The organism is Clostridium sp. NkU-1 (assembly GCA_001312405.1).
The window spans coordinates 75,047-101,636 of the sequence record BBDR01000016.1 but is presented as its reverse complement, the minus strand read 5'-3'; the positions used below and the strand labels follow the sequence as shown (position 1 = coordinate 101,636).

General features: G+C 45.4%; 19 protein-coding genes and 8 pseudogenes. 2 read left to right on the top strand and 25 right to left on the bottom strand.

The genetic code is table 11. From position 1 onward, the window contains the following. Positions 1-72: 72 nt before the first annotated feature. From dnaB to JCM10519_RS32195, 25 genes and pseudogenes are all read right to left on the bottom strand, one after another. Positions 73-1,408 (bottom strand): annotated as a pseudogene (gene dnaB / locus JCM10519_RS19930) (replicative DNA helicase). A gap of 11 nt (positions 1,409-1,419) precedes the next feature. Continuing rightward, the gene (gene rplI, locus JCM10519_RS19925) at positions 1,420-1,866 is read right to left on the bottom strand and encodes a 50S ribosomal protein L9 (protein WP_054741360.1); all 447 of its coding nucleotides are present in this window, start codon (positions 1,864-1,866) and stop codon (positions 1,420-1,422) included. Beyond that, a pseudogene (locus JCM10519_RS19920) lies at positions 1,866-3,927 on the bottom strand (DHH family phosphoesterase). Before JCM10519_RS19920 ends, rplI begins: the two are co-directional and overlap by 1 nt. A 226-nt stretch (positions 3,928-4,153) precedes the next feature. Next, a complete protein-coding gene (locus JCM10519_RS19915) occupies positions 4,154-4,531 on the bottom strand; it encodes a response regulator (RefSeq protein WP_054741358.1) in 378 nt (125 codons plus the stop codon). A gap of 510 nt (positions 4,532-5,041) precedes the next feature. After that, positions 5,042-5,566 (bottom strand): GNAT family N-acetyltransferase, encoded by a 525-nt coding sequence (locus tag JCM10519_RS19910; RefSeq protein ID WP_054741357.1) that lies wholly within the window; start codon positions 5,564-5,566, stop codon positions 5,042-5,044. Positions 5,567-5,712: 146 nt separating this feature from the next. Beyond that, positions 5,713-6,324 (bottom strand): aminotransferase class I/II-fold pyridoxal phosphate-dependent enzyme, encoded by a 612-nt coding sequence (locus tag JCM10519_RS32235; protein ID WP_347844885.1) that lies wholly within the window; start codon positions 6,322-6,324, stop codon positions 5,713-5,715. 49 nt (positions 6,325-6,373) lie between these two features. After that, complete coding sequence (locus JCM10519_RS32230) at positions 6,374-7,051, bottom strand: PLP-dependent aminotransferase family protein (RefSeq protein WP_347844884.1); 678 nt, start codon at positions 7,049-7,051, stop codon at positions 6,374-6,376. A 1,253-nt stretch (positions 7,052-8,304) separates the two neighbouring features. Beyond that, the gene (locus JCM10519_RS19890; protein WP_054741351.1) at positions 8,305-9,822 is read right to left on the bottom strand and encodes a 5'-nucleotidase C-terminal domain-containing protein; all 1,518 of its coding nucleotides are present in this window, start codon (positions 9,820-9,822) and stop codon (positions 8,305-8,307) included. A gap of 4 nt (positions 9,823-9,826) precedes the next feature. Then, a complete protein-coding gene (gene phnE, locus JCM10519_RS19885; RefSeq protein ID WP_347844883.1) occupies positions 9,827-10,543 on the bottom strand; it encodes a phosphonate ABC transporter, permease protein PhnE in 717 nt (238 codons plus the stop codon). After that, positions 10,474-10,635 (bottom strand): hypothetical protein, encoded by a 162-nt coding sequence (locus JCM10519_RS32225; protein WP_347844882.1) that lies wholly within the window; start codon positions 10,633-10,635, stop codon positions 10,474-10,476. Before JCM10519_RS32225 ends, phnE begins: the two co-directional genes overlap by 70 nt. A 12-nt stretch (positions 10,636-10,647) precedes the next feature. Continuing rightward, a complete protein-coding gene (locus JCM10519_RS32220) occupies positions 10,648-10,983 on the bottom strand; it encodes an ABC transporter permease subunit (RefSeq protein WP_347844881.1) in 336 nt (111 codons plus the stop codon). 20 nt (positions 10,984-11,003) lie between these two features. Continuing rightward, positions 11,004-11,351 carry a hypothetical protein gene (locus JCM10519_RS32215; protein WP_347844880.1) on the bottom strand — a complete coding sequence of 116 codons (348 nt, stop codon included), beginning with the start codon at positions 11,349-11,351 and terminating at the stop codon, positions 11,004-11,006. Positions 11,352-11,463: 112 nt separating this feature from the next. Continuing rightward, positions 11,464-12,217, bottom strand: a pseudogene (phnC, locus tag JCM10519_RS19875) (phosphonate ABC transporter ATP-binding protein). Between the two features lie 87 nt (positions 12,218-12,304). Then, entirely contained in the window at positions 12,305-12,478 is a 174-nt protein-coding gene (locus tag JCM10519_RS32210; RefSeq protein WP_347844879.1) for a hypothetical protein, read from the bottom strand. 38 nt (positions 12,479-12,516) lie between these two features. Then, a complete protein-coding gene (locus JCM10519_RS19870) occupies positions 12,517-13,398 on the bottom strand; it encodes a PhnD/SsuA/transferrin family substrate-binding protein (RefSeq protein WP_347844878.1) in 882 nt (293 codons plus the stop codon). Between the two features lie 48 nt (positions 13,399-13,446). Continuing rightward, positions 13,447-14,229 carry a substrate-binding domain-containing protein gene (locus JCM10519_RS19865; protein ID WP_347844877.1) on the bottom strand — a complete coding sequence of 261 codons (783 nt, stop codon included), beginning with the start codon at positions 14,227-14,229 and terminating at the stop codon, positions 13,447-13,449. Then, a complete protein-coding gene (locus tag JCM10519_RS32205; protein WP_347844876.1) occupies positions 14,222-14,422 on the bottom strand; it encodes a LacI family DNA-binding transcriptional regulator in 201 nt (66 codons plus the stop codon). The genes JCM10519_RS19865 and JCM10519_RS32205 overlap by 8 nt, the downstream gene beginning before the upstream one ends. Before the next feature lie 204 nt (positions 14,423-14,626). Further along, positions 14,627-16,830 (bottom strand): annotated as a pseudogene (locus JCM10519_RS19860) (DNA topoisomerase III). Positions 16,831-17,133: 303 nt separating this feature from the next. Next, positions 17,134-18,487 (bottom strand): annotated as a pseudogene (locus JCM10519_RS19855) (MATE family efflux transporter). Between the two features lie 185 nt (positions 18,488-18,672). Continuing rightward, positions 18,673-20,111, bottom strand: a pseudogene (locus JCM10519_RS19850) (glycoside hydrolase family 1 protein). Positions 20,112-20,173: 62 nt separating this feature from the next. Next, positions 20,174-20,715 (bottom strand): annotated as a pseudogene (locus tag JCM10519_RS19845) (PTS glucose transporter subunit IIA). A gap of 47 nt (positions 20,716-20,762) precedes the next feature. Next, complete coding sequence (locus JCM10519_RS19840) at positions 20,763-22,043, bottom strand: PTS transporter subunit EIIC (RefSeq protein ID WP_054741349.1); 1,281 nt, start codon at positions 22,041-22,043, stop codon at positions 20,763-20,765. 241 nt (positions 22,044-22,284) lie between these two features. Further along, entirely contained in the window at positions 22,285-23,124 is an 840-nt protein-coding gene (locus JCM10519_RS19835) for a PRD domain-containing protein (RefSeq protein ID WP_054741347.1), read from the bottom strand. Between the two features lie 382 nt (positions 23,125-23,506). Continuing rightward, entirely contained in the window at positions 23,507-24,028 is a 522-nt protein-coding gene (locus tag JCM10519_RS32200) for a hypothetical protein (RefSeq protein ID WP_347844875.1), read from the bottom strand. Between the two features lie 149 nt (positions 24,029-24,177). Next, a pseudogene (locus JCM10519_RS32195) lies at positions 24,178-24,825 on the bottom strand (sodium:solute symporter family protein); the annotation flags it as partial. A 315-nt stretch (positions 24,826-25,140) separates the two neighbouring features. Between JCM10519_RS32195 and JCM10519_RS19825 the strand changes: the two are divergent. Together JCM10519_RS19825 and JCM10519_RS32190 are read left to right on the top strand one after the other, a co-directional pair. Then, positions 25,141-25,848, top strand: a complete 708-nt coding sequence (locus JCM10519_RS19825; RefSeq protein WP_054741345.1) for a LytTR family transcriptional regulator DNA-binding domain-containing protein — start codon at positions 25,141-25,143, stop codon at positions 25,846-25,848. A gap of 7 nt (positions 25,849-25,855) precedes the next feature. Further along, positions 25,856-26,587 (top strand): hypothetical protein, encoded by a 732-nt coding sequence (locus JCM10519_RS32190; protein ID WP_347844874.1) that lies wholly within the window; start codon positions 25,856-25,858, stop codon positions 26,585-26,587. The last annotated feature ends 3 nt before the right edge of the window (positions 26,588-26,590 follow it).

Genomic DNA, 26,590 nt, shown 5'->3' with positions numbered 1-26,590 from the left:
GGGTCCCTGGACCCAGGGAAAAACAAGTATTCTTGTTTCCTGGGCCAGGGACCCCTCTTTTTTCTATCCTGCTCATTGCTTAGCCATGTTTGCAAACTTCGTATACTCTGGTCTCCAGACCAGATTAATGGTCCCGATGGGGCCGTTTCTCTGCTTTGCAATAATTACCTCCGCAATATTAGGCATATCCGTATCTTTATTATAATAATCATCACGGTATAAGAACATAACTACGTCCGCATCCTGCTCGATGGCTCCGGATTCTCGGAGGTCGGAGAGCATGGGGCGGTGGTCTGGTCTTGTTTCACAGGCCCGGCTTAGCTGGGATAAAGCGATCACGGGAGCGTTCATCTCTCTTGCCAGGGCTTTTAGGGATCTGGATATTTCTGAGATCTCCTGCTGGCGGTTTTCGCCGCCTTTTCCGCTTCCGCTCATCAACTGAAGGTAGTCGATGATGACCACGCTAAGACCGTATTCCAGCTTCATCTTACGGCATTTGGAACGCAGTTCCCCGATAGAGATTCCCGGGGTATCATCAATGATCAGCTTGGAATTGCCGATGACTCCGATCCCCTCCACGACGGCATCCCAGTCGGTATCCGATAAGGTTCCGGTTCTAAGCTTCTGGGAATCTACATTGGATTCCATGGCCAGCATACGGTTTACCAGCTGTTCCTTGGACATCTCAAGGCTGAATACCATACAGGGCAGGCCCTTTTTTTACAGCAATATGGTCTACCAGGTTCAGCACAAAAGCCGTCTTTCCCATGGAAGGGCGGGCGGCGATCAGGATGAAATCGGAAGGCTGAAGGCCGGAAGTCTTATAATCCAGGTCAATAAAGCCTGTGGGGATTCCGGTTACGGTTCCCTGGTTCTTGGAAGCCTCTTCGATCTTTTCCAGAACATTCATGGCAACCTGGCGGATGGGTACGAAATCCCCGGAGTTGCGGTTCTGAAGCAGATCAAATATGGTCTTTTCCGTAACAGCCATAATGGTTTCCAAGGGTTCTTTTCCTGCGTAGCAGGTGTTGGCTATTTCCTCATTTACCTTAATAAGCCGCCTTAGAACCGCCTTATCACGGACAATATTGGCATAGGATTTTATATTTGCGGATGTAGGGACCGTGGTAATGATGTCCCTTACAAATTCCAGGCTTGAAACTTCGGGAGGAACATCCTTTTCCTTTAAACGGTTTTGAAGAGTCACCAGATCCACCGGCAAATTCTCATTAAAAAGCTCCAGCATGGCCTCAAACATGATGCCATACTGGTGCTGGTAAAAATCTCCTGCTGTAACAATCTCGGAAGCCGTGATGATTGCATCCCGGTCCATCAGCATGGAACCGATGACGGATTGCTCTGCCTCAATGCTGTGGGGCAGCACCCGTTTGATCAGGGCATCATCCATGTTCATGCCTCCTAGCTTTCCACTACCTTAACAATCAGTTTTGCAGTTACATCTTTATGAAGCTTGATTGAAACCTCATGGGAACCAAAGGTCTTAAGCGGTTCGGGGAGGACCAGCTTCTTTTTATCAATGTCATATCCCAGCTGGCTCTTAATAGCAGCGGAAATTTCTTTTCCGGATACGGAACCAAAGGCTCTTCCGCCTTCTCCTGCCCGTATGGACAAGGTGACAGACGATTCAGAAAGCTTGGCTCCAAGCTCCTTTGCAGCCTCCAGCTGTTCCGCTGCGATCCTTGCCTCATTGGCCTTCTGAAGCTTTAAGTCATTTAAATTCTTAGCCGTTGCTTCGATTCCCAGCTTTTTAGGGAGAATGAAATTTCTTGCATATCCGTCGTTAACCTTAACGATCTGTCCCTTCTTACCTAATGCCTTTACGTCTTCTAATAATACAACTTCCATTATGATATGTCTCCCTTCTCTAACATCTCTTTAATAACCGCTTTTACACGGGTTTTAGCTTCTTCAATGCTGACGCCTCCAAGCTGTGCGCCTGCAATGGTACGGTGTCCGCCGCCGCCCAGCTTTTCCATCATGACCTGTACATTCACTTCATCAATGGAACGGGCGCTTATATACACCGCATGATTATAATCAGTCATTACAACGGATGCCTTGATTCCGGCTATGTCCAGCAGCTCATTGGCTGCCTGGGCTCCTACGACCGTAGGGCTTCCGATTCCTTCCGAAGAACATACGCTGATAGCAAAGGATCCCTCGAAAATCTCCGCATCCCGGACAGCCTCCGCCTTTGCCTTGTAATCTTCCAGGTCATCACGGAACATCTTACGCACACGGACCACATCCGCACCGTTTCTTCTTAAGAAGGCGGCCGCTTCAAAGGTCCTGACGCCTGTCTGGTTGGTGAAATTATTCGTATCAATGACGATCCCTGCATATAGGGCATCTGCCTCCGCAGATTTGATCTTAATCCCATCTGCAATGTATTGCAGCACTTCCGCTACCATTTCACAGGAAGAGGAAGCATACGGCTCTACATAGGAAAGGACCGCATTGTCAATGATCTCACTGCTCTGTCTGTGATGATCCAGGACTACAATGGTCTTTACAAGACGCAGAAGCTCCGGCGCATCGGTAATGCTGGGGCGGTTTACATCCACCACCACCAAAAGGGTATTGGCATCCACCAGCTCTGCTGCCTTCCCCCCTGTCAGGAATAAATCTTCCGGGTAATCAGGATTACCCACAAAACGGTCCAGAATAGGACGGACTGAGGTAGTCACTTCATTAATAATGATATGGGCCTTCTTATCCATGGCAGTAGCAATTCGGTAAATTCCAATTGCAGCACCAAAGGCGTCGATATCTGTTAACCGGTGCCCCATGATCAGCAGCCGGTCCTTTGTTTCCATCAGCTCTCTGAGGGCGTGAGCCTTTACGCGGGCTTTTACCCGGGTGGTCTTCTCTACCTGCTGGGCCTTGCCTCCGAAATACTGGATCCGTTCCCCATCTTTAATTACCGCCTGATCGCCGCCCCGTCCAAGGGCCATATCAATAGCAATTCTTGCAAATTCGTAATTCCGGTAGTAGCTGTCTCCATTCATTCCAAGACCAATGCTTAGGGTCACTGCCATCTCATTGCCGATATTGACGGTCTTAACTTCCTCCAGAATGGAAAAACGGTTCTCCTTAAGCTCGGTGATATAGGACTGCTTAATAGCGATAAAGTACTTATCCTTTTCCAGCTTTTTAACAATTCCATTCATATTGGTAATGTACTTGGTGATCTTCCTGTCAATGAGGGCAGTAAGCAGAGAACGGCGCACTTCTTCCACACTCTCCAGCGCCTCATCATAATTATCCAGATAAATAAGGCCGGCAACCATTTTCTGATCATCCACCATCTGCTTGTAGGTGAGGATTTCCGTTTCATCAAAAAGATAGACTGCCACAAGCATCTGTCCGGCAGCCTCCACTCCAAGCGATGAAACAATGACCTCCGGTGATTCTTTCATATAGACAGCCTTTAAGCGGATCTGGTATTTCCGTCCATTGCACTCGGCATGGAGAACGGCAATACCCTCGTTAAGCTTTAACACTTCCTTCGTTATCTCCGGAAAAATGGTCATGATGTTCTTTTTCGTGACCTTTAGAGGCTTTTCTTCCCCTAACACCTCTGAAAACGCTGTATTCCCCCATAGAATCCTTCCGTTTTCATCCGTCATTCCATACGGAAGTTCCAGATCGGTAAGGAGCTGCTTCTGCGTCCAGGAATATTCTGCAGAAAATTCCACAAGTCCGCTCATCAGAAGTCTCCTTCTGTAAGTATAAAGCCAGACTGCTATGCCTACATACAGGAGTGTAAAAAAACGCCATGATAATGCCCGCCTTTGTACTGGCTGCGCCGATCACCGTATTGGCAGCGATCAGCAATGCGCTCAGATAAAGCGGCCACTGCATATACGTCCTCAGCTGTCCCTTTATTTTGAACTTTTCTTTCATATCTTTCTCCTTATGGAAAAAAAGGGTTCTCTTTTCACTGTCCTAACATTATAACATAGTCATCTGTGTTCGTCCATTAAAATACAAAACTAAGGAAATACAAGGTCTTCAGCAGATTTGAAACAATTTTTAAAGGGTTTTTGCGTTACATAAAACGCAAAACCCCCTGTGACGGTATAACCATATGCCATTGCTATTTGATGCAGCCCCCAGCCTTTTTCCTGTTTTATACGACTTTGCTTTTATCCATTCTATATTGATCAATCATTTTAACAATCTGCGTCTTTTTATAGGGCTTTATAATAAAGCCAAAGGCCCGGATCTTCCAGGCTTCCAGCGAAAAGCCGGGAATACCGGAAAGCAGTACCACTTCCGGCGGTTCCGGCAGCTCATACAGCTTCGCCGCAAGGGTAATTCCGCTGATATCCGGCATAACCACATCCGAAAACACCATATCAACCGGATTTTCCCTTACATATTGCATGGCTGCAATGGCTTCATTGAAGCTTCCGCACAGTTCAATGCCGTCTATTTCCTTTAAAATACGAGTCAGTTTCACTAATAATTCCTCTGAGTTATCCACTGCTACAACCCTGATGCTCATAATTCCTCCCTGGTTCATTCTAACTTTTTCATTGAATGTAATAATACTATTATACATAAAATTGAATATTCTTTCAACGGGGACAGTAACAAATTCATTTATAACCTGTTTCTGATTTTTTTATTCCGTTTCTATTTAATCTTCTGGTTATTTTTACTGAATTTGCTCCTTGATTCAGTCAAGCGGGCATTCGCAATCCGCGCCCCTACTTGCTTACAGCAAGCCCCGCTCCATCGGGCATAAGCGAACAGCAGCTATTGCTGCTTGATTCGGTTAAAATAAAAGAATGGATAAAATGACGATATTTTTTTGTATCTGGATTGCGTGTACTGGCTTTTTCAATGGAATTGGATCACAATGGCGGCCGGGACAGGAAATTACAATGAATATGGCTTACCAATGGTTTCCTGGATCAGACTTGAATGAGCGTGGGATTGTGGGCTATAACGAAAATAGGGAGCAATGTCACCAAGACACTGCCCCCCGTAATTACTCCTATACTCATAATAGCTATCTAAGCTTTTTGCTAAAATACAGAATTAAGTTATCATCGTTGCAATAAGTTTTATGCGGCTCAGCTATTTTATCTTTATACCATACACCCTTGCCGTCAGGTATGTAACCACGCTTATAATACATTCTTTGAGCGCTGCCATATCCGCTGTGTAAGCCTACCCCAAGATAAACTACATCTGCATATTCCGAAGCAATCTTTTCAGCGGTATCCATTAGTTTAGAGCCTATTCCGCAACAACGGTATTTTGCTAATACGCCAAAATCAACAATTTCGCAATACCCCATATTTGCAAAAGAACCCCAGGAAGCATCGATATACACATTTATATATCCAGCGACGTTGCCTTTGTATTCCGCGACAAGAGAAACAGCTTTACCAGAAGTGTTGTCCGCTAATCTGGTCAAATACTTTTCTTCGTTTGCCTGCCATCCTTGTGCTACTTCCTCTTTACAAATAGTTTTAGGGTCCGTTTCAATAATTGTTCTTATTAAAACCTCCTCATCAAAGTAATAAACCATACCTCCACCTCCTATTATATAAATAATCAGAAACTCAACTTTTCTTATTGTCATCATACCATACATTACAGTAATTATCTATCCGTCTTATGCAGGGATCAATACATATACCCCGCTTTCCAATTAGTGGAGGCAGTGCTTTCTGCTTATTTCATTTGCCGCATAACTTCATTACTGATAATCTCCACAGCTCCCTCGATTTTTTCAATATCAATATTTGCAACGTCGAGTTTTAATCTTTGATCCGTTTGACTATTTGTATAATAGTTCTTCTCCAAACCCTCAATTATAACATCTTTCCTGCGCAAAGAATTTATTAAAAGATGTTTGCTTATAGAATCAGGTATTTCCAAAAATGTCTTTGCCCCCTTTATCTTCGTATCGGGCAACAACCAGCCGATTTTATGGAGTTCAAATGAATCCACAAGCTTTTTTGCTTTTTCATCATAAACTTTTCTAACTTGATGAATATGTCTGTTGAACATACCGCTTTTTATATAAATATCCAGTGCTCCTTGCGAAAACATTGAGCTATCAATGTCAATCAATCGTTTGTACTCTGCAAATTGTGAACAAATAGTCTCAGGGAGTACCGCAAATCCAACCCGTAAGCCTGGAAACATTATTTTGGAAAAACTTTTCAGATAAATGACTCTCTGATTTATATCATAAAAGTATAATGGGTCGGCCTTTAAATCCGTTTCAAAGTCTGCTATATAATCGTCCTCAACTAAATAAACATCATATTTGTTTGCCAAAAAGACAATCCGACTTTTTTGCGCCTTGGTATAAGACACGCCCAAAGGATTATGAATACGGGGCATAAGGTAAAAAAAACTTTATATCTCCAGTACGAAAGATTTCTTCTAATTTATTAAAATCAATTCCATCAGGTTCTCTTTTTATAGTAGAAACAGATATATTCATGATTTTTAATGTTTGCATGAATAGGTGATAGCCAGGTTCTTCAATCAGAACGGTCTTTTTGTTATTAGGAAAGGGGATTTGGCATAAAATAGTCAACGCCTGCTGTATACCAGAGCAAACAACAATCTGTTCGTTTTTACAATAAACCTGATATGATTCCAGAAGCCGTTTGCCTTCGTCAATTAAAGACGGGAGGCCACGGAGCGTTCCGTATTGAAATAAATCCTGTTGATAAGTGTCAATAGCCTTATTAAGACAATGCTGAAAATCGGAATAAGGAAAATGCCTCCAGTTGGGAGCGGTGTTAGTAAAATCAACCAGCCCTTTGTTTTCCGGTAATTCATCAAAGGTTCTCTTTATAATATAATATCCGCTTTTGGGTACTGCATAAAGCAGGTGTTTGTTCTTTAAATGCTCAAGCGCTTTTATGACAGTGCTTTTACTGCACTTATATTCTTGTGATAATGCCCGAATGGATTTTAGTCTGGCTCCTTCCTGTAAAACAGAAGTGTGTATAAGCTCTTCCAATTCATTAGATATCATAATATATTTTTCCATATATACCTTCCCCGTTTTGTACCGGTACAGATTAAATTTATATTGATTGTAGCAGTTTCCTTTCTATAATACAATATAGACAGGAGCATACAGGCTGAAACAGCAGTTTATCTATCAGTTTGTTTCATGTGGGCTGTATTCCAGAAGGGTGGTTTTAATGAAAAATACTATAAAAGCATATTTAGCAATAACACTCCAGGCATTGATTATTGGCTTTTCTTTTCTATTTGTTAAAATAGCACTGAAAAGTGCTGATACCTTATCCTTATTGGCCCATAGGTTTACGTTGGCGGCCCTTTGTATTTTTATTTATAGATTTTTTTACTCCCAATAAAATCAGGGTCAGTGCAGCTGACTGGTTCAAGATTATTCCCTTTAGCATCGCTTATCCTATTTTATTCTTTTTGTTTCAAACACTTGGGCTGAAAATAATATCTTCCTCTGAGGCGGGGATTGTGCAGGCCACAGCTCCTGTTTTGACACTCATTGCTGCCAGAATCATATTAAAAGAACAGGTACGGAACTTGCAAAAGCTTTTTATGGCCATATCTGTATCAGGTGTTGTTTTCATCAATGTAATGAATGGATTTAATATTGGCAATTACAGTTATCTTGGTTTCCTGTTTATTCTAATGTCCGCAGTATCATTTGCAATTTATAATGTGTTAATTAAAAAAATATCGAAAAATTATTCTGTTTTTTTCAATCGTTTATGTTATGAGTATTGCAGGCTGTATTGTTTTCAACTTGATTTCTATCATTCAACATATTTTAAATGGTAATATTTCCGCCTATTTTGAACCATTTTCAGACCCGTCCTTTGTTTGGGCAATTATATATCTTGGTGTGTTTTCATCTTTAATAACAGCTTTGCTTTCCACATATGCATTGGGCAAATTGGACGCAACCAGAGTTGGTCTTTTCAACAATGTATCAACCGTTGTAACTATCTTAGCTGGAACCATCTTTTTACATGAACCATTGTTCTATTATCACTATATAGGAATCATTGCAATTTTATTTGGAACCATGGGATTCAACTTAATCAGATTTCCCCTAAAGGATATTCGTAAATGAAATGGCTTCATAAAGAATCATAGCGATTTCCATATATGATTAGTCAATCGTTAGATAAAGCAAAAAGATGAAGCCATAACCCTGTGCGCCGCTGCACAATGTTATGGCTTCATTGTTTTGAAGTTTTCTGCTATCTCCAGTATATGGCCGGATTAAAAGAGAGCAGGCCGCTGCTTTTACAAAAGTATTATTCCGCCGTTTTTCCTGATCTCCACCTCAGAATGCCTTTTCAAATAATCCAGGGCCATCTGGGGAACCTCTGTCCCAATGCGTTTTATGACCCGGCATTCCCTGTATACCTCATAGCCGCCGGTGCCGCTGGCCCGGTAATCGCTCATGCAAAGGCTTAAGGAACGGTCTCCCAGAGGCTCTCCCTTATACAGGATCTTTTTCACCCGTTTTCCCACGGGCTCTTTTAAGTCCACTTCAAAGGTTATCCCGGAAAAGTAATCATAATTATAATGCTCCACTTTAGGCTTTAAAAACACATCTGATATTTCAATATTCCCATCTTTTAAAGCAAAATATTCGGCGCAGCGTTCCAATGCCTTTTTAAGGGATTCTTCATTTACCTCCAGGACCACAAGGGTATTGGAAAATGGATACACCCGGACCATGTCCCGCATGGTCACATGATCCGGCAGACTGATGGGCGAATTTCCCAAGCCAACGCAGGAAATATCCGCTCCCGAATATTCCAGCTGGACCTGATTAAAAAAATCTGCGATGGCTGACCCATGGAGGGCCATTTCCAGCTTATTCTTTTCCGGAACCGGCTCTTTTAAGCAGCCGATGTCTACATCCAGCCATTCCTGTACTGCCTCCTCCAACGGAAGCAGGGACTCATAAGGCTCTTTCCCATGAACCTCTCCGGCAGGGCAGATGGAAGACTCCACTGAAACCTTTCCGTTTTCAAGCCTGATATCCAAACAGGCATATTGTATGGCATTAGGGGCCAGCTGCAGGGTATGGGTCCCAAAAAGCTCTCTTCCGGAAACGGACATGTGCTGGTGTGCCGTCAAAAGGATATCATAATCCAGCTCCTTTAAAATACGGCAGCCCACATTTTCACCTGTTGTACTTAAAACCATTCCGTTGTCAAGATCACATTCATAGCCGCCATGATAAATGCATACAGTGACATCTGCCTGGCTTTTCAGCTTATGCAGCTCTTCTGCAGCCGCTTCAAACGCATCGGTAATGCGGATCTTCTCTAAATGCTCCGGCTGCTCCCACACGTTTACATAATCCGTAACAATGCCGGTCACTCCCAGGCGAAGCCCGTTTTCCAGGGTAAAGACATGGCTCCCTGATATCCGCGCCTTTCCTTCCAGGTCCTTTGCATTGGCACAAAGGCAGACTCCCTGAAGCGCCTGAAAGTATTCTGCAAGGCATTCATAGCCAAAATTAAAGTCATGGTTTCCCGGGACTACGGCATCGTATCCAGCTTCATTATACACCCTTGCTATGGGGTTCATCTCCGGGACAGCTTCTTTCCGGGAAGTGATATAGGTAGCAAAAGGGGCTCCCTGCAGGGTATCCCCTCCGTCAAAAATAAGAGTATTTCCATCCTTTTTAAAGTTGGTAATACAGTTTAAAAGCCCCATGTGCCGCTCTTCTCTGTCTCCGTAAGAGGTAGGGAACAGGTATCCGTGAACATCCGAGGTGTAATAAATTCTTGCCTGTTTCTCCAACTGATCACCCCCTGGCCAGCTTTACGCGGATTTTGGTGGAAATGTATTCCACAATAAGAACCAGAACCACAAGGCCTACCAAAATAGCTCCCGCCTCATTCCACCGATAGGAATTCATGGCAAAGATCAATGGTGCGCCAATGCCGCCGGCTCCTACAAGTCCCAGAACCGTTGCATCCCTTAAATTAATGTCAAACCGGTAGATCACCGTTGATGCAAAGTTTGGAATGAGCTGGGGCAGGATTCCATACCGTATTTTCTGGAAGGTATTGCAGCCGCAGGCATCTAAGGATTCCAGAATCCTGGTGTCTAAATCCTCAATGGCTTCTATATACATCTTGGATACCATACCAATGGAGCAGACGGACATGGTCAAAAGTCCGGTAAAAGCACCGGGTCCGCTGACGCGGATGAACATAAGGCCATATACAAAGGCCGGAATGGTCCTCACCGCCATGATCACCAGGCGGCTTAAATAGGCAATGGGAGCCGGCATTAAATTAGAAGCAGATAAAAAGGACAAGGGAATGGCAAGAACTGCCCCCACAATGGTTCCTAAAAATGCAATACAAATCGTTTCCAAAAGAAGATAGGGAACTCCCTGTACGGTCAAGTTAAACAGCAGTTTCCTGTCCGGATGAAAGATGCCGTTTAAAATATTTCCGGCAATCTGAAGCCTCCAAGTCCGCCTCCTGAAAAATCCACGGCAGAACCGGACCATAGAATGAGGGCCAGGATGACCATTGACACGGATATCTTATAAACCGTGTTTCTTGGGCGCTCTTCATATGCTTTTTCAATCTGTTTATTCATCTGTCAGCCCTCCTACACCAGTTTCCGGCGGCAGTAACGGCTCACCGACTCAATTAAAAATACGGCAACAAACAGCATAATGAGGATCATGCCCACGCTGGGGTATTCTCTCCAGCCTAATTTCTCATTCAGGATCAGGCCAAGACCGCCTGCACCTACATAGCCTAAAATGGCTGCGTAGCGGACATTTCCTTCAAAGCAGAACAATCCATTGGAAATATAGGAAGGAAGCACCTGAGGAATGATGGCACTCACAAAAGCCCGGACCTTGGTGGCTCCAATGGCTTCCATGGCCTCAAAGGCCCCCATATCGGCAGTTTCGATCTCTTCATATAAAATCTTACCCATATAGGCAAAGGTGAAAATTGCTATGGCCGTAGTTCCTGCCAGGTACCCAGGCCGAACACATAAGTGGCGATCAGAGCGGTCACCAGGGTGGGAAGTGTCCTTACAATGCTTAAGAACAATCTCATGATACCGACGATTGCAGCACTTTTTATGATGTTGGTGGAAGCAGCCATTGCAAAGGGAATGACCACCACGGCGCCTGCCACGGTCCCCAGAAGAGACATCTTAATGGTGTCAAACAAAGGCTTCCACACCTGGGCACTATAGGAAAATGCCGGTGGAACCATCATCCCAAGAATAACAAAGAACTGGTTTCCCCTTTCCATTAAAATCTTCATGTCAAAGCCGGTGATTTTCACGGACAGCACGGTTAAAAAAACCAGGATTAAGGCGATCAGAGGAAGCTGGAAGCCGGCCGAAAGACGGTCTTTCCGTCAGACAATACGATTTTCCTGGGCGGAAATATCTTGTCATATAAACTCATCCTGCTGCCTCCTCTTCTTTTCCTTCATATATTGTATCTAAAATATCCTGGGTAACTTCTGAGGCCGGGCCGTCGTATACGATCTGGCCGGCCCGTATGCCTACAACACGGCTGGCATATTGGAGCGCCAGATCCACATGGTGAATGTTCAACAGGATGGTAATGTTCATTTCCTTATTGATCCTTAAAAAAATCCCCCATAACCTGTTTTGCCGTAACCGGGTCAAGGGAGGCTACCGGCTCATCCGCCAGGATGATCTGAGGGTTCTGGGCAAGGGTCCTTGCAAGGGCGACCCTTTGCTGCTGGCCTCCTGACAACTGGTCCGCACGGACAAAGGCCTTATCCAGGATCCCCACCTTGTCAAGGGCTTCTAAGGCCCCCAGCTTATCCTCTTTTGGATAAATGCCGAATAACGCTTTTAAAAACGGCAGTTCCGGTACCTTTGACATAAGGACATTGTTAATGACCAGGGTCCTGGTCACCAGGTTAAAGGACTGGAAGATCATGCCGATCCTGCGGCGGAAGCGCCTTAACTCCTTTCCCTTTAACTGCATCACATCAGTCCCATCCACGGTCAGGGTACCTTCCGTGATATCATGCATGCGGTTGATAGTCCGAAGAAGGGTGGATTTTCCGGCGCCTGAAAGGCCGATAATCGCCACAAATTCTCCCTGCTCAATCTTTAAGTCAATATCTTTTAAGGCGTGAAAGCCATTGGGATACTTTTTTTCCCACCTGATTAAATTCAATCATATTTTCCTCATTTCCCAGGATAGAGAACGGAGGCGCCGCAAATGTTTTCCGTTTACGACGCCTCCGCAGCCTGTATGTATTATTTATTTTGCATTTAATTCCTTAATCATCTTCTGTGCTGCACGTTCGTTATCATAGTCGGCGCTCTGCGCAGGCTCATATCCCATGTGGCTATAGATGGCGATGACCTTCTTGCCCTCTTCTGTGTTTCCGATATTGATAAACGCATTCTGAACTGCTTTTTTTAAAGTCATCATCCATGATCTTGGAGGTTTTGCTTACGCTGACCGTATCATTAAAGATTGGAGGGGTCACACCGATTACACCTGTTTCTTCCCAGATGGAACCGGCTCTGCCGTATTCGGAGTTCCATTTGTCCACATAATCTGCGGGCATCTGCATAGGTACAGAGAACATCCACCTGGCCGGAAGCAAGTCTTGCAAATGCACTTCCATAGGAATCAGACTGTACGGCATGGGAAAGATTTAAAATATTCTTCTGGAAATTATCCTGAAGCCATAAGGAAGGGTAAATGTATCCTGCTGGGGAGGAGGATGACATAACGCTCCAGTTTGCTCCGTCTAAATCCTCAAAGGTCAATGCTTCGCCTTTGTTTACCTTATCTGCTAAGGCTTTCCCCTTTTCAGAAGGTCCTGCAATAATAAGCGCCCGGTAGGAAGTTGCCTGATCCGTAGTTCCCTCGGTGGCCTTCCCGTCATTCCAGTCTTTTGGGGAATCAGAATTCTTATTCAGTGCATCTCTGGTAGCCGTAAGAACCACTTCTGCACCATCATCATAAAGAACATAAGTTCCTCCGGGAATCAGACCGATATCTGCGGTGCCTGCGGAAAGGGCTTCTCCAACCGCTTCATAGCTGGTGCCAACCGTAATCACTACTTCACCGATCTCATAGCCTTCTTTTCCCAGCTCTGACTTCAGCATGTCTTTTAAAGGCTCTGTAGCGGTGACGATCTCTTCTGGCTCTCTGGAAGGAACAAAGTAAACATTCAGTTTGTCAATCTTCTTGTTCTCTGCTTTTGCAGTCTCTCCTGCTGCAGAGGTCGCTGTCTCCGATCCTGCTGCGGTTGTGGCTCCTGTTTGGCTGCCGCCAGAACATCCGCCGATCATTGCTGCACAAAGTGCTGCTGCCATTAATACAGAAACTGTTTTTTTCATACTGCTCTCCTTTTTGTTTGGTTCATCGGTTCTTGGGATCATGGGTCATTACGCGCTGTCCCCTACCTCTAGCTTTGTCGGGAGATAAATTGTCATATTGTCTTTGCGGCCTTCCTGGATCTGCTCCAGCAGAAGCTTGATCGCTGTCTGCCATACGATATCAGGAAACATCCGGACCTTGGTGTAAGAGGGCCATTTGGATTCTAAGGTCTCAATGTCCTTATAGATGACTACCGCCACATCCTTTGGCACGCGAAGTCCCGCATCCTGAAAGGCTTCCAAAGCACCTTCCGCAACTTCTTCGCTTCCTAAGAGGACCGCTTCCGGCAGACGGCCTGTCTGGATTGCCTGCTTTGCCAGCACATAACCGCTTTCCCTGCTGATATCGCCTATGTAAAAATTCCCTTCCTCATAAAAGCCTCTCTGCTTAAAAGTCGCCCGGATTCCTTCCAGCCTCCGGTAGCCGATCCTTACCTGGCCTTCTTCATAAAGGCCTCCGATATAGCCGACACTGCAGTATTTTTTCCTGTCCATAAGATAGTCCAGCATTTCATGGATTCCCTTATTAAAGTCCATAACAATGCTGTCGTAGGCATAATCCTTTGGATCTGAATTGATGAATACGATTGCATAGCTCTGCATCCGCAGAAACTCCATCTCTTCCTCAGAAAAAACGCCGAAGGCCATGATACCGTCGTACTGTCCAGGCTTATTTTTATCCAGCCGCTCAAACCGCACATCATTTTTTCCTGACATGGACTTTACGATCAAGTCCAGGGAAGAAAGCCTGATATTAGTCCGGTCCTTCCGGATAATATGCCAGTCAGCCACTCCTATGACAATTTCTCTTTCTTTTTGCGCATGACGCCTCCTGGGTGGGACATATTTTAATTCGTGGGCAATTCTGAATATCCTTTTTTTTCACTTCCTGACTCACCACAATGGTATCATCCTGATTCAGCACCCTTGATACCGTTGCAATGGATACATCCGCAAGCTGTGAAATTTCTTTTATTGTAGCCATAATCTATATCCTCACCTTTCAATTTTCATTATAATTGCAGTTTCTGCCACCGTCAATAAGCAAAGTAAAATTTTACTAAATTTTTACTTTGCTGGAAGCCCATATTCAGAAAAAGGATGTCTCAAGCGTATATTTCTTAGCAGAAAACATACTTGAGACATCCTCTCATTGACCAGGCCGGCACATGGGCCTTAGGCGGACAGGCTACTCCTCATTCCCTCCCAGGTTCAGCTTTGCAAAGGCGTCTGCAAAGGCCGAATTAATGGGCTTATTCCCTTCCTTTTTCTGCTGGTTCAAATACTTCGCCACATCCTTTTTGGATACCCCGGCCCCTTCCCTGGTACGCCGTTCCTTAAAGGCTGAAAGCTTTTCCTTATAGCCGCATCTGCATACAAAGATCTGTCCGTCTCCCTTTCCCCTAAGCTCCAGCTTCTTATGGCAGACCGGACATCTTGCATTGCTGGTCCTGGAAACCACCTCCCGGTGCCCGCACTCCCTGTCCTGGCAGACCAGCATCTCGCTGTTTTTCCCTTTGACTGCCAGCATCCGCTTGCCGCAGTCCGGGCATTTGTGATTGGTCAGGTTGTCATGGTTAAAGCTGCCTTCCCCTGCCCTGATCTGGTGGATCAAATCCCCGGAATACTGCCTGATATCCTTCATAAACGCGGCCCGTTTTAATTTTCCCCCTGCGATTTCAGAAAGCCTCATCTCCCATTCAGCCGTCAGCTCCGGTTTCTTTAGATCCTCCGGCACAAGAGACAGAAGCTGTCTGGCCTTGGAGGTCAGATAGATATCCTTTCCGTGCCGTTCCAGAAGAAAGCTGGAAAACAGCTTTTCAATGATATCCGCCCTTGTGGCCACGGTTCCAAGCCCACCTGTTTCTCCCAGGGTCCTTGCCATATCCCGATCCTTTGTTTCCATATAGGAAACAGGATTTTCCATGGCAGAAAGAAGGGTCGCTTCCTGAAATGGTGACGGTGGCTTTGTCTTTCCTTCCGTCATGGCGACTGCCAGCCCCTTAAGCCAGTCCCCTTTTTTCATGGCAGGAAGCTTCTGTTCCTTTAATTCCTGTTCCTCATCTTCCTCATCCTGGCTTTCATATACTTCCTTCCAGCCCAGGGCTTTTACGGCCTTTCCTCTTGCTGCCAGAGTCTCTCCCCCTAAATCCAGGGTGATCTCTGTCTGTTCATATTCAAAGGGCGGATACAATACCGCCAGGAATCGGCGGACCACCAGATCATAGATCTTCCGTTCATCAATGGTCATATGATCCAGCTGGACAAACTGCTCCGTAGGAATGATGGCATGATGGTCTGTTACCTTCTTGTCATTTACAAAGGAAGGAGATGCCTTGATCTTCTGGTTCACCATTCTTCCTGCCAGCTTCCGGTACGGCCCAACGCCGCAGGCTTCAAGCCTTTCCCTGATGGATGGAACGATATCAGAGCTTAAATACCTGGAATCTGTTCTGGGGTATGTCAGGACCTTATGGTTTTCATAAAGCCTCTGCATGATATTTAAAGTCTCTTTTGCAGAATAGTTAAATCGCCGGTTGGCTTCCCTCTGCAGCTCCGTCAGATCATAAAGCTGGGGAGAATCGGTCTTCTTTGGGACGCTTTTCACCTCTGTGACCACGCCTTCGCCCTGAGCTTTCATTTTACTTAAAAGGACTTCCACCCGGTCCTTGTCAAAGGAACGGAAGCTCTTTGATTTCTCATCCCGCCAGGTAAAGGAAAGAGCCGGGCTTGTACATTTGGCCGTAATCCCATAGTAGGGCCTGGGAACAAAATTTTTGATCTCTTCTTCTCTTCCCGCGATAATCGCCAGTGTAGGCGTCTGCACCCGGCCACAGCTTAAGCTTGCGTTGTACTTGCAGGTCAGCGCTCTGGTGGCATTGATTCCCACCAGCCAGTCCGCTTCGGCACGGCACATGGCTGCATCGTACAGGTTATCGTACTCATGGCCGTTTTTTAATTTTGCAAAGCCTTCCTTAATGGCCTTATCCGTAACGGAAGAGATCCACAGTCTTTTTATGGACTTCTTATTCCCTGCCTTTTCCAGGATCAGCCTGGCCACAAGCTCCCCTTCCCGTCCGGCATCAGTGGCAATGATGATTTCACCCACATCTGCCCGGTGGATCTGGGATTTTACCACACGGTACTGCTTTCCGGTCTGTTTGATGACTTCAAGCCGGAACTGCTCCGGCATCATGGAAGATCTTCCATCTTCCATTCCTTATATTTGGGATCGTAATCTTCAGGGTCAGCCAATGTAACCAGATGGCCAAGACCCCAGGTGACCACATATTTTTCTCCTTCTATCACACCGTCATGATTCTTTGCGCAATGCAGCACACGGGCAATGTCCCTGGCTACTGACGGCTTTTCCGCTATAATTAATGATTTCATCCAATTCCTCCAAACTCAATTCTTATCCAATTATAACGTATTGCCTGGGTTATTACAACTTTTACATAGGATCCTGACCTTTTTATTTTCCCATTGAACCCATAACAAAAAGGCCGGCCCTGTCATGCGGTTACAGGGGCGGCCTTTCCGTAGGAGTTATGGTCCTTCACAGGTTAATGAAGGATATTCTCAGAGGGTTAGTCTGATGTATAGAATATTCACATTTAGTTAGTGTAGGCTAACTACCTTTATATTAGCATAAGACGGCTTATAATACAAGAGTTTTTTTGAAAGGATTTCTCATTAATCCTCTTGTCCCAATACGATGTTTTGTATCCAGAGTCCCTTCTTTACCAGTACAAAGCCAATGGCGCACTTCATGATATCCACCATCTGGCACGCAAAATATAGGGGAACGATAGGAATTGCCGTATACCGGCTGAGAACATAGGCAACCGGAATGCTGGCCACCCACATGAACACGCTGTCAAACAAAAAGGTGACAATGGTCTTTCCGCCGGAGCGCAGGGTAAAATAAGAAACATTTATAAAAGCATTCATGGGCATACATAAGGCCAGAATACGGATAAACTGTGCAGCCAGGCTTTTGACCTCATCCGTAGTGTTGTAGATCATGGGGAAAAGCGGGGCCATGAAAGCCAGAAGGCCTCCGATCGCCACACAGGAACCAACGGAAAAAGCAATCAGCTTGTTATCCGTATCCCTGGCTTCCTCCATTTTCCCAGCCCCCAAAAGCTGGCCCACGATAATGGAAACCGCACTTCCAAGTGCTATGTATACCACGTTAAACACATTTCCTATGGTAGAGGATATATTAAGCCCTGCAATGGCTGTCAATCCTCTCACCGAATAGCACTGCATCAAAAACGCCATTCCTCCGGCCCACAGAGCCTCATTTACCATGAGGGGAGTCCCTTTAACCAGAATCTTGCCCACAAGGCCGGCCGGTATGTGAAGGCTTTGATAAGCTCCCACAATAAATGGATTTTTCTTTTTATTTTTGTGGGTCCATCCTATGACAATGGCTGTTTCCACAAATCTGGCAGTGACGGTAGCTGCTGCTGCCCCTGCAACGCCCAGGGCCGGAGCGCCGAATTTTCCAAAAATCAGGATGTAATTGAGCACAAGATTTACCAATACTGCTGCAATCCCCGCCTTCATGGGAACCACGGTTTCCCCGCACTCCCTCAGCGTACTGGTATAAGCCTGATTCACTCCAAAGGGCAGCATTCCCAAAATCATGACCAGCATATATATTCTTCCGTGGGCCAATGCGGCAGCAAGCTCCGGATCATTCCCTTCCCCATGGAGATACATGGCGATCAGGCTTTCTCCTGAGAGAAAAAAACACTGCTGCTGCAGCTACACTTAAGAGCACACAGCAGATGATCTTAAACCGGAACGTATGACGGACACCGTCATGTCTGCCGCAGCCGAAGAACTGGGCTCCGAATATACCTGCGCCGGATATGATTCCAAAAATGCTGATGTTAAAGACAAACATCAACTGGTTTACAATGGCTACACCGGACATCTGTTCCGTTCCTACCATTCCCACCATAATATTATCCAACAGGCTGACAAAATTTGTGATACCGTTTTGAATCATAATGGGAATGGCAATTGTCAGCACCATTTTATAAAATGCCTTGTTTCCAATAAATTTTTTTCATACGTGTTTCCAGTAAAAGCGCGCTTTTCTGTTATACCTCCGCGATGTGTATTTGCCGCCATATGCAGCCTTAATTTTTCCGTATTATAACTTTATATGGAATAGCGGTTTATGTCAACAGAATCCCACAATTTTATCTGGTCTTCTTTCTATTTCAGTTCCTCCCCGTTGGTTTCAATTACCCTTTTATACCAGTCAAAGGATTTCTTTTTCCTTCTGGATAAATCTCCGGTTCCATCGTCATATTTTTCTACGTAGATAAAACCGTAGCGTTTTGCCATTTCACCGGTGGAGGCGCTGACTAAGTCAATGCAGCCCCATGGGTATACCCCATCAGATCCACACCATCCTCCACGGCTTCCTTCATCTGTTCAATGTGTTTCCTTAAGTAATCAATGCGGTAATCGTCCCTGATGCTTCCGTCCTCTTCCTTCTTATCATAAGCGCCGAGACCGTTTTCCACTACCATCAAAGGAATGCGGTAACGTCCGTAAAGCTCATTTAATGTATAACGGAGTCCCTTGGGATCGATCTGCCAGCCCCAGTCGCTGGATTCCAGGTAAGGATTCTTTGCCCCACCCATTAAGTTGCCTGAGGCCGCTGCCTGATCCGGAGAAACGGTGGCGCAGTTGGACATATAATAGCTGAAGGTATAGTAATCCACACAGCCCTCTTTTATGGTTTCCAGATCTCCAGACTCCATCTGGATGGTGATCCCGTTTTCCCTGAAATAACGGTTCATAAAGGCAGGATATTCTCCCCTTACCTGCACATCGCCGCAGAACTGGTTTAAAATCTGGTTCCGTCTCTGGGCCTCTAAAATATCATCCGGATTGCAGGTCAAGGGATAGGTCGTAATATGGCAGATCATGCAGCCGATCTTACAGTCCGGATCAATTTCATGTCCGGCCTTAACCGCCAGGGCGCTGGCTACAAACTGATGATGAAGGCCCTGGAAACGGAGCTGGGGAATATCCAGCTGATTGGTAAAATCTGTTGTTCCCTCATTTAAAATGCCTAAGGAAAGGAAACCGCCCATGGGCATTGTCCCTGCATTGATCTCATTAAAGGTCAGCCAGTATTTCACCTTTCCCTTATACCGTTTGAACAGAGTTTCTGCATATTTAACAAACAGCCCGATGCATTCTCTGGATGCCCAGCCATTGTACTTTTCCGTAAGGGCAAAGGGCATCTCGTAATGGGATATGGTGACCAGCGGCTCTATGCCATGGTTTAAGCACTCTTCAATCACCCTGTCATAAAACTCCAGACCTGCCTCATTGGGTTCCTCTTCCATGCCCGTAGGAAAAATCCTGGTCCATGCAATAGAGAAGCGGAACACCTTAAAGCCCATCTCCGCAAACAGGGCAATATCTTCCTTATAATGGTGATAAAAATCGATGGCTTCATGGCTGGGGTAACATGTGTCCGGTTCTATGGTCCGGGTGATCCGCTTGGATCTTGTATATGAACCTCCCGTACATACATCAGGATCTGCGATTCCTTTTCCTGCCTCATCCCATGCGCCCTCACACTGGTTGGCTGCCACTGCGCCTCCCCATAAAAAATTTTCAGCAAATACAGACATATTCCACCTCTTTCTAAATAAATCAAGCGGATATTCGCAATCCGCGACCCTGGTTGATTCGGTTAAACAATGGTCAAAAGCTTTTCTCCTGCCTTGACCTGCTTTTTATCGCTGGCCTTTAAGCTTACAAAGCTGTTCATATTGGATATAAGCACAGGAGTGGTTAAGGATAAGCCTGCTTCCTTAATTTTTTCCATATCAAATTCTAACAGCAAGCTTCCCTTTATTACCCGGTCTCCTTCCTTGCAGTGAAGGGTAAAGCCTTCTCCTCCAAGACGCACCGTATCAAGCCCTACATGGATGAGAACCTCTGCTCCTGTATCCGTAGTGATGCCAACCGCATGCTTTGTGTCGATCACCGCACTGATGGTTCCGTCCGCAGGAGCATATACCTTTCCCTCGTCCGGATTATGGCTATCCCTTCTCCCAGCACTCCGCCTGCAAATACCGGATCCTCCACCTCTGTTAAAGGAATCACAGATCCTGTAAGAGGACTTGCCAGCTCAATGGTCTCCACCAGCGGCTTTTTCTCCTCAGAAGGTGCATCCCCGGAAGCTTCCGGCTCCCCTGCCTTTTCCTCCGGCTTATAAAGTATAAGAGTCATGGCAAAGGATACAGCCAGAGAGATAATCATGGCAATCACACCATTTATCAGGTTGCCGAAGCCTCACCGCCGATCATGGTAATCAGGGTCAGGGAGGATGGCGAACCACCCATGGAATAGGCTACCAGATGGGTAATTCCGGCATAAAGACCTGATGCTGCTGCACCGATCACAGCTGCTATCATGGGTGTTTTGTATTTTAACGTTATACCATACATGGCAGGCTCTGTGACACCTGCTACAATTGCTGAGATTCCGGAGGCAGATGCAGTAGATTTTACATTTTCATCCCTGGAACGGACTGCAACACCCAGGGAAGCACCACCCTGTGCCAGGTTGGAGCAGAACATGGTAATGAGTACTATTGCATCAAATCCAAAGGTTGCCATACTGATGGCGAACATGGGTATCAATGCATAATGCATTCCAGTCATAACGATAAACGGCATGGCCGCAGAGATCAGCATAATGGTGAGCCAGCCGGCTTTGCCATATAAGAAATTGATTCCGGCTGCCAGATAATTTCCGAGAATGCTTCCCAGTGGTCCGACAACAACCAATGCAATGGGCACGGTAATGAATATGACCATCAGCGGTTTCAAAAATACCTTTAAAAGGCTGGGGCAGACCTTATCAGCAAACCGTTCAATATATCCCATAATCGGAACGATAAGGAAAATAGGAAGAACGGAGGAGCTATATACAGCCGCCGTAACAGGCAATCCAAAATATGTGGTGTTTCCCTGGCCCAGCAGATCCACAATTTCCGGATGGATCAAAAGCGCTGCCACTGCCATAGCCAGATAAATGCTGGAGCCAAGGCGCTTTGCTGTGGTCATGGCCAGTAAAATGGGCAGGAAGTAGAAGAATGCATCTCCTGCTGCAGATAGAATCACATACGTGCTTCCAGTCGTATCCACCAGTCCAAAGGTAGTCAGAAGGGTCAGCACGACTTTTAGCATACCGCAGCCAAGCATGGCCGGAAGCAGAGGGGTCATGCAGCCGGCTACAAAGCCGCACATACGTGAAAACAGATTCTCTTTAGGACCTTCCCCATTATTCCCGGTGTTTTCTTCAAAATGTCCAAGCTTTAAAAGCTCCTTATATACATTTGATACCTCGTTGCCGATGACCACCTGGTACTGTCCGCCCTGGCGAACCACCCGGATCACTCCCGGTACCTTTTCAATTTCAGAATCCTTTGGAATTGTGCTGTCTTTCAGCACGAACCGCAGACGCGTCATACAATGGGACAGCCCGCTCACATTTTTCTCTCCGCCAACCTTCTCAAGCATGGTCTGCGCGGACTTTGCATAATCAAATGCCATATTGTCTCCCCCTTATTCTAAGGTTTATTCATTGTTATCTATCTGAAAAGACGTCTGCCGGCTATCTTAAAACGTCTTATCATTCAATAAAACAGGATTCCGGTAAGGAATTTCCGTAATATAAATAAAAAGGGCCCTGCCGAAAAGCAGCCTGCAAATAAAAAACCTGTGCAGCCTACTCTCCATGCAGGGTCCTGCCCGGACCATATTTCCCGTCCGGTAACAATCCCAGCCCTCTATTTTAAATCAGTTCTCTTGTAACTTTCTCTATGTGGATCATCAGATACATCATTTCTTCCCGGTCTATTTCATAGTAATACCGGTCATGTATATAATCTGCTATTTTAATAATACAATTATAAGCTCTGCGGTACTTATCCTTCAGCAGCTGATACCACTCTTCATTGCTTTCTTCATATTGCTTATTCTGGAACATGCGCTGGGCAAAAAAACGGATATGGGTAACAAAACGCCTGTAATCCCAGGACTCCGTATTCAGCCTGATCTGAAAAGAAGCCTCCACAATATCCACAATATCCTTGATAATTCCTGTAATAGCCTCCAGATCATCGGTTTCCTGCCGGTTTAACTGTCCATAAACAAAATGAAACGCCAGGAACATGGCTTCATCCTCTTCCATGGAAATATTCAGCCTTCTCCTGATTAAGTCAACCGCATACTGGCCCACCTTAAACTCATTGGGGTAATACCGCCTTCCCTCCCAAAGCATGGCATTGCGGAGAATGGCCCCGTTTTTGTAACGGTCTACCGCACCGGCGATATGATCGCATACCGGAAGGATGATCCGGGAATCCAGCCGCATTCCAAACTCGCTTTTGGCGTAATCAACCGTCTGTTCGCTGATCTCCCAGTATTCCTGGGGAAGCTTTGCGAAGTACTCTTCAAAGTGTCTGGCTTCCCGCTTATCATTCTGTACAAATACCCGTTCCACCAGCTTCCGGTCCACCTCATCGCCCTTTTTCTTTCCAAAGCCGATGGCTTTTCCCTTCAGTATGATTTCTTTTCCCTCGGTATTGTAAGCTGATACCATGTTATTGTTCAAAACTTTTTCAATCTTCATATGCCCTTCCAGTAATAAAAAAAAGACAAGCTACGCGGACTATCACATAACAAGGATATGTGATAACAACCCTGTAGATCTTGCCTGCCTTACCAGTCACAAACTACTAATCTATTTTCTAAACGCAGTATATCATGAATCATTGAAGAAGTCTATTTGCAAATTTGTTTAATAACACAAATATTTTTTTGTGCAATGTGTATAATAAATGCAAAATGTTCTGCATTCCTTATACCAACATACTGCAGCCTTATACACAGAAGCAGGGAGATTGCGAAATTAACCTGCGTTAGTTTCACAGCCTCCCCTTCCCTTATGAAATATCCTATTATTCAGCTTTTCCGTCTTAATCTTCTAATGGAAAACAGCTTCTTACTTAATATCAGTCATCTTCCTCCGGAATCAGTTCTGTAGTTTCTTCCTTAGGCGGCATGGCAAAGGAAAAAATAATAAAACAGATAAATGCTGCAATCAGTCCGGGTATGATTGGCTGGCTGAATTTGATCCCAAAGAGCACACCTCCGGAAATATGCTCCAGATATACGACTACAATGGTTCCTGCTATTAAAGAGGCAATGGTCCCTGCCGGCGATGCCTTTTTCCAGTAATGTCCCATGACATAGGGGAAGAAAGAACCAGCCGCGCGAAGGGTAAAGCAGAACATGAGGATGGATACAATACTCTGGGTATTAAATAAAGCAATCAGCATGGAAGCCACACCCACCAGGCACATGACGATCTTTGTAACTCTCATAACAGACTCACTGGAAGCGTTTGGTTTTAATACTGCCTTGTAAATATCGTTGGAAAAGATCGACCCTGCCCCCAGTAAGTCGGAATCTGAACTGGACATAGTGGCTGAAATAATGCCGGAGAATAAGAGTCCGCAGACAACGGCCGGCATGGTATTGATCGCCAGGATGGGAAGCGCATAGCGGCTCCCACCTCTGCAAACTGATCAGAGCTGAATTTCCCCATATTCATTAATGCCAGTGTTATAATACCGAGAATTGTGGGAACAAAGGCATAGATGAAGTTAATAAGTGCTGCCAGCCAGGCGCCGTCTCTTGCCGCCTTCTCATCCTTTGCCGCATAAAAACGCGATACCGCCTCCTGCCCCACGGAGAATGTAGCGGTGTACATGATAATAAGGGAAAGAATCCCAAATAAATCATAGCCCTGGAACATGCTTAAAGTCCCCTCCGGAATGTTAGCGGTCACATTGCCCCAGCCCCCTGCATACCGGAGCGCAAAAGGAACCGCTATGATCATACCGATAACGATCAGGAATACCTGGACAAAATCCGTTAAAGTAACGCTCCATAAGCCTCCCATAATGGAATAAACCGTTACCACCACCGCTACGATGATGACTGCCACCTGATAATCAATACCAAGCATGGTGGACAAAATGACCGCCGATGCAATGAACTGTCCTGCCGTAAGCCCGACCAGGGGAAGAAGCATGATAACAGCCGTGATAATGCCGCAGGTCTTATTGTAACGTCTTCTGAAATATTCCGGCACGGTCTTGACCGTTGCTGCCCTGAACCTGGGCGCAACAAAGCTTAAAATGGAAAATGCGATTCCCATAGTGATTATGTACCAGGCTGCGCTGAGTCCAAAGCCTGACATCCCGTTCTGCACCACTCCCAGCGAGCTTCCCCCTCCAATTTCCGTAGCCGCCAGCGTTCCGGCCATAAGAAGCGGCCCCAGACGCCGGCCTGCCACCAGAAAATCCGTATTGGTCGTAATCTTGGTGGAAGAATACCAGCCGATCCACAGCATGAGCAGCAGATAAATGATTACAATGGCAGTTACAACAACATTTGCTCCCATAAAAACCCCTCCTGTTTTCTGTAAGAAAATTCTTTTGTAAATCCAGTTTAACATAATCACCGGCCCGGTCACACAACCGATTCTGCCAATTTCCCACCAAATATGCAGATTCCTTCTCTTATCTTGACTTCTGACAAAAATCTAAATACAATGGAATGAGATCGGAGGGATTTTTCTATGCTGAAGATTGCCATCTGTGACGACAGCAGAGAAGACAGAAAGAGAATTCTTGACTCTGTGTGCGACTACTATAAAAAGCATGATATGGATGCTCAGATTGATGACTTTGAAACTGCCGGAAAATTACTTTCCGCAGAGGAAGCCTATGACATCTATCTGCTGGATGTCATTATGCCTGACATGACCGGCATAGAAGCTGCCGAGCGACTGCTTAAAAAGGCCGAAGCTCCTGTTATCATATTCATCACCTCATCCCTGGAATCCGCTGTAGACGGTTACAGGGTGAATGCCGCAGGCTTCGTCCTAAAGCCCTTAATCCAACAGGACTTTGAGGAAACCTTAAGACGGGTCATGGAACAACATTTCAAATCCAGGGAAGCCTCTATTTCCATTGTACATAACCGGGTTCCCATGGAGCTAAAGCTAAGCCGGATCCTGTATTTTGAAAACAGACTGCACCGGGTCTACATTGTCCTTAGGAACGGAGAGATCCTTTCCATCCACCAAAAGCTTAATGAGCTTCAGGAAGAATTGAAGCCTCAGACCAGCTTTCTCCGCTGCCATCAAAGCTATATCGTAAATTTGAACTATGTGGAAGCTCTGGAACCTATGGGCTTTTTGATGATAAACGGGCAGACCGTTCCAGTTTCCCGTAATTTTTACAAAGAATGCAAGCATGTTTACTACCATTTTCAATTAAAGTGAGGCCGACATGAATGAAGCAGCATGTAACGTCGTATTAAATCTGATCAATCTTGCAGTCCGCATGATGCCTATTTTCGTTTGTCTGGAGCCAAAGAGAAAGAACCGGGAAAACATCGCGGCAATATCGGCATATCTCTGGGTCATCATGGTTTCCCTCCAATCCCTGTTTCCTATCAGGGAACCGGTTTTTCTCATGGTCCAGTGGATATTTTCCTGCCTCTTTTTTTTCTTCTGCTCCTCATATTTTTTTAACGGGGAATTGATGAAAAAGGTATTTCTCTACTTATCCGCCTGGCTTTTTGCAGTCCTGTCCATGTCATTAAACGAGTTTGCCGCCTCAGTTCTGGGAAGATCCATATTCCTTTCCTATGGCCAGATCTGCGTCATTGTCTCTCTCCTGTCTGCCTGCGGATTCTATATCTTTGTCCGCTGCTGGCTGAAAGACATGACAAGCCAGCTGTTCATCCAGCTGTCCAAACGCTCCAACTTACTCCTGACCGCCTATCCGGCCATTTCACTGGCCATTTCACTGTTTGGCACCTCCACCATATTTTCCAGAGAATCCCTGACAAAAAGAGGCTTTGAAGATGTTGTATTTTATCTTGCATTCTGTACCATGATCCTGGTGCTTTATGTCATGATTCTGGCCAGTACCCTGGAGGCTGCTTCAAGAAAAAAAGACAGAGGAAGAGCTTTTATTTGCAAGACAATTAATCGGAAAACAGAGAGAACATTATAACCA

Excerpts from the sequence above, each read along its gene's own strand:
- JCM10519_RS32230 (WP_347844884.1), bottom strand. The coding sequence starts at position 7,051 with ATGGAAAAATATATTATGATATCTAATGAATTGGAAGAGCTTATACAC.
- JCM10519_RS32190 (WP_347844874.1), top strand. The coding sequence starts at position 25,856 with ATGAATGAAGCAGCATGTAACGTCGTATTAAATCTGATCAATCTTGCA.
- JCM10519_RS19825 (WP_054741345.1), top strand. The coding sequence starts at position 25,141 with ATGCTGAAGATTGCCATCTGTGACGACAGCAGAGAAGACAGAAAGAGA.
- JCM10519_RS32225 (WP_347844882.1), bottom strand. The coding sequence starts at position 10,635 with ATGAATAAACAGATTGAAAAAGCATATGAAGAGCGCCCAAGAAACACG.
- rplI (WP_054741360.1), bottom strand. The coding sequence starts at position 1,866 with ATGGAAGTTGTATTATTAGAAGACGTAAAGGCATTAGGTAAGAAGGGA.
- JCM10519_RS19840 (WP_054741349.1), bottom strand. The coding sequence starts at position 22,043 with ATGGCATTTGATTATGCAAAGTCCGCGCAGACCATGCTTGAGAAGGTT.
- JCM10519_RS32205 (WP_347844876.1), bottom strand. The coding sequence starts at position 14,422 with ATGGCTACAATAAAAGAAATTTCACAGCTTGCGGATGTATCCATTGCA.
- JCM10519_RS19835 (WP_054741347.1), bottom strand. The coding sequence starts at position 23,124 with ATGAAGATTGAAAAAGTTTTGAACAATAACATGGTATCAGCTTACAAT.
- JCM10519_RS19910 (WP_054741357.1), bottom strand. The coding sequence starts at position 5,566 with ATGGTTTATTACTTTGATGAGGAGGTTTTAATAAGAACAATTATTGAA.
- JCM10519_RS32200 (WP_347844875.1), bottom strand. The coding sequence starts at position 24,028 with ATGCCGGCCGTTGTCTGCGGACTCTTATTCTCCGGCATTATTTCAGCC.
- JCM10519_RS19915 (WP_054741358.1), bottom strand. The coding sequence starts at position 4,531 with ATGAGCATCAGGGTTGTAGCAGTGGATAACTCAGAGGAATTATTAGTG.
- JCM10519_RS32220 (WP_347844881.1), bottom strand. The coding sequence starts at position 10,983 with ATGGGTAAGATTTTATATGAAGAGATCGAAACTGCCGATATGGGGGCC.
- JCM10519_RS32210 (WP_347844879.1), bottom strand. The coding sequence starts at position 12,478 with ATGATGACTTTAAAAAAAGCAGTTCAGAATGCGTTTATCAATATCGGA.
- phnE (WP_347844883.1), bottom strand. The coding sequence starts at position 10,543 with ATGGTCCGGTTCTGCCGTGGATTTTTCAGGAGGCGGACTTGGAGGCTT.
- JCM10519_RS19870 (WP_347844878.1), bottom strand. The coding sequence starts at position 13,398 with ATGAAAAAAACAGTTTCTGTATTAATGGCAGCAGCACTTTGTGCAGCA.